General features: G+C 49.7%; 3 protein-coding genes and 1 pseudogene. 1 reads left to right on the top strand and 3 read right to left on the bottom strand.

From position 1 onward, the window contains the following. The coding region (locus tag Q1M25_RS08695; protein WP_300483885.1) for a hypothetical protein at positions 1–254 on the bottom strand (254 nt) is incomplete at its 3' end. A gap of 182 nt (positions 255–436) precedes the next feature. Between Q1M25_RS08695 and Q1M25_RS08690 the strand changes: the two are divergent. Then, positions 437–583 (top strand): annotated as a pseudogene (locus Q1M25_RS08690) (IS110 family transposase); the annotation flags it as partial. Positions 584–852: 269 nt separating this feature from the next. On the opposite strand, the gene Q1M25_RS08685 reads toward Q1M25_RS08690, so the two are convergent. Beyond that, positions 853–1,830: an ABC transporter substrate-binding protein gene (locus Q1M25_RS08685; protein WP_003675852.1), complete on the bottom strand. Its 978-nt coding sequence runs from the start codon at positions 1,828–1,830 to the stop codon at positions 853–855. 58 nt (positions 1,831–1,888) lie between these two features. Then, positions 1,889–3,808, bottom strand: coding sequence for a TonB-dependent receptor (locus tag Q1M25_RS08680; RefSeq protein WP_300483882.1), 1,920 nt, complete (start codon positions 3,806–3,808; stop codon positions 1,889–1,891). Between the last annotated feature and the right edge of the window lie 119 nt (positions 3,809–3,927).

The following is a 3,927-nucleotide window of genomic DNA, read 5'->3' as shown; positions in this document are numbered from 1 at the left end:
AAAAGATGATTTTCATTATACTGTCTCGCTGAAAATAATATTGGATATATAGCTGTATCAACATACCAGTAATTAGCATCCTCCGGAACATCTTTACGACTATTGACTGACTTTAGAACTGATTCAAGCATTACTAAAGTAGCTGCTTGATAGCCATGTATATAAGCTCTAATACCTGTCCAGCCATTATTTCCTACACAGGCATTATAGTGAAAATCATCTTTTTCTTTTTGAAACAAATTAGCAGTATTCATTTTTTATGTCCTAAACTTTAGCAAGTTAAATGATTATTTATTATAAAATTTTTCTTATACTTCAGTGGTTTAACTCATATTATTAACGCCTCAGACTAGCAAATCTATATTAACAAGCGTAGATTAGGTCATGACTCAACATTTCAGACAATCCGACGGTTTTGCTGTGTTTAACAACCCAACCGCTTATTCGGGATTTCTATCAGCGCTTGCTGTCCAAGGGTAAGCCGTATAAGGTTGCCGTTACGGTATGTATGCGCAAACTGCTGACGATATTGAATGCCCGGATGCGTGATTACTTTGCCAAAAACGGTATCCAAACGGCTTGATTTGAGTTTTGGTATTTTTGCCCGACGGGGTAAAAAATACAGTTGCTACAGTTACTACCCGCCGTCATTCTCGCGCAGGCAGGAATCCAGAGGTTTAACGTTGTTGCAATTTTAAAACACTCCTGCAATATCAAAGACTGGATTCCCACCTGCGCAGGAATGACGGCTTTTTGTGTACTGTTCTAACTATTATCTGATAGGCCGTCTGAAAAGGGTATATTGGATTCCCCAATACTACTACTCCCTTTTCAGACGGCCTTTCTCCCATTTTAAGCCAAGAAGAAGCCATTATCTGGCAGCTTGCCGCCCAAGAGTTTCGGGTTGAACTGCATCAGGATTTCGTAAAACTTCAAAATCTCGTTCTTCACTTCGCTGCCTTTGGTTACCGTCAGCCGCGCGCCGTCCAAGCCCATGACTAGGGCGGGTTCGGGGGCTGGGAGGTAGTTTTTGCCGATTTTCGCGGCGCTTTGGCGGTTGGCGAGTATCCAGTTGAGTGCGTTTTTCAAATCCTGATGGAAGATGTCGAACTGCGCCTTGTGTGCATGGAAATATTCTTCGTTGGCGATGATGCCCGCCATCGGAATCAGCGGTTTGGTGTCAAACGCCTGTCCCCATGCCTTCACCAAATCAAAGCCGCGTACGACGTTTACGCCCATTGTTTTGCCTTTAAGTAGGCTGGCGGTTGCCATCGGTTCGGGCAGGATGGCGGCGTGGTAGTCCTTGCTCAAAAACAGTCCGACTGCTTCGGGCGGCGTGGCGGTATAGGTGATGCCGACTTTGTGTGCGTCGATTTTCAGTTTTTTCAACAAGGCTTGCAGCACGATGTCGGGCATATCGTTTTTAAACGGAACGAGGATTTTTTTGCCGACCAAATCCTGCGGCGAGGTAATCGCGCTGCCTTTGCACATCAGCTGCGTGATGCCGTTGGTCAAAATATTGACCATGCCGACTTTCTGCCCTTGGTTGCGCAGGTTTACGCCGACATTACTCGGGCTCATCATTACTTTAAATTGTCCGCTTGCTACGCCTGCACGCAGTTGGTCGGGCGAACGCCAGATTTTCAGCGATACATCCGCCTGTTTCGCCAGCTTGCCTTGCAACGCCGCTACGGCGATGGTAACGCTGGGCATTGCCGGTGCGCCGTACACGGTAAATTGTTCTTTACCGGCTGCCAACAATGAAGGCGAAACGCCTGCGGCTGCCAGCGCGGCGGTCATTTTTAAGAAATCACGTCTTTTCATATCCATTTTTTTATCTCCTAATTCTTAATAAGCCAGTGTAGGCATTCTTTTAGACGGCCTGATTTTAAAACGCCGCATGCAAACTCAACCAATACGTCCTGCCCGGTGCATACACTACACTGGGCGACAGGGCGAGGACGTGGTCGCCGCTGATGTATTCGGCGTATTTTTTGTTGAACACGTTGTTCACGCCCAAGCGCAAGCCGTATTTGTCTTTGATGTTTACGCCTGCGTAAAGGTCGGCAACGGTAAAGCCTTTGGCGGCTTCGCGTTTGTCTATGCCCAGACCGCTTGCCGCGTCAAAATCGCCGCGCGTTTGTTTGGCGACAAAGCGTGTTGCGGCACCGATGTTGTAGCTGCCGTGGGCAAAGTAGTTTTTGTAGTCGGCTTGGACGGCGGCTTCAAACGGACGGATTTGATAGAGCGGCCTGCCGTCGGTTTCGTTGTGCCCGTAGTTGTAGGAGGCTTTAATGCCTGCCGCCCAATGCGGATTGAAGTTGTAACGCGCGTAGGCCTGAGCGGTAAACAATCGTGCGTCCACGTTGCGTGTGATGATGCCGCCGCCTTTGGAAGCCGTGCCACTTTGTCCGTGTGCGCGGTCAAAAATAATCAGGTCTTTAACTTTGTCCGCCACAAGCGTGCCGCCCACGTTCCAGCCAGCACCTGCGAGCGAGTTCATATAGCCGTTGTAGTAGTCGTTGCGGCTATCGGCGGTGAGCTTGATGCGGTTGTGTTTTTCGGTTTTCAGCAGGGGATTGCCTGCGATGGCGGCGGCCGGGTTTTGGTTCATCAACGTGCCGTTCATGCGGTTTTGCACGATGGCGGCAAGCGAGTTGAAGCGTTCGGTGTTGTCGCCGATGCGTTCTAAGTGAGCAAGGGAAACGCTGTATTTTTGCATTTCAGACGGCGTGAAATCGTATTTGAGTTCGCCTGAAAAGGCATGACGGCGCACTTTGCCGTTGAAGTCGTAGCCGTAATGGGTTTTCCAGATTTGTTGTGATGAGGCGAAGGCAAGGTTGCGGTTCATCGGATGGGCGGGCTGCGCCGTATTTTTGCGAACGTCCGCTTCGTTGATTTCGTAGCTCAAACCCAAGCCCAGTTTGTGTCGGTCGTCAAACTTGTAAGACAAGGTATCGGCAATGCGCCAGCGGTCGAGGTGTACATCGGCGAAACGGTAGCCGTTGAGGAAATCGCGCATGGCGGTGTGGGCGTTGCGCTCGCCGTTTTGGCTGTCGTTGCGGTAGCTGACGGCGGCATTGTTGTGGAACTTGCCGAAATCCGCGTCATGTTTGAGCGAGAAGTCGTACACTTTGCGGTCAAGCTCTACGAACACTTGCTGCGGCGTGTTGTTTGGGCGCAGGGAGTAATTGTCGGCATGGCGTTTGAGTTTGATGATGCCTGCTTCCGCGCTGACCGTATTGCTCAAATCAGCATTGCCCCAACGCGCGTTGAGTTTGGCGATGTGGCGTTCGGTATCCAATGCGTCGTTGACGAACTGCGGTTGGCGGTCGTTGTCGATGTCGTCGTGTAGGTAGGTGAGGCGGTATTCCTGGGTTTCAGACGGCACGAAACCGAGTACCAAAGCTTGATTGAAACGGCTGTATTTCCAATCGGTCTGATTGCCGTCGCCGTCTTTATAGCCGTTGGCCTTGGTGTGATTGAGGTTGGCCACGCCGTACACCTTTGCCCCACGCGCTTGCGCGGTAACGGAGTTGTAAAAGCTTTTGCCGTAAAAGCCGCTGTTTGCTTTCAGCGGACGGAAGGCTTGGTCTATGTTTTCGGTAACAAAGTAATGATCGCTGCGGTCGGTGCGGTCGAATTGGTTTTCGGGGAAATAGCCCTGAGCCGCGGTCGGGGCAATCGGTTTGGGAGGGGAGAAGGTTTTGACAGGCTGGATTTCATCAGGGTCTGCCAAGGTTTCGGCAAAGCCGTTTGCAGCGGCAAAACTGCTCATTAACAAGCAAATCAAATGGTTTTGTTTCATGACTTATATTCTGATAATCATTTTTATTTATTATGCTCTTAGAGAGAAGCAAAGTAAAGAAACGATAAGGTATTTATTGTCGATAAACACTTAGCGTAGAACACAAATCGGCAAGGAGG

Origin of the sequence: uncultured Neisseria sp. (assembly GCF_951230505.1) — a bacterium.
GTDB lineage: Bacteria > Pseudomonadota > Gammaproteobacteria > Burkholderiales > Neisseriaceae > Neisseria.
The sequence above is the reverse complement of the archived record's forward strand: the minus strand, read 5'-3'. Positions and strand labels throughout refer to the sequence as shown.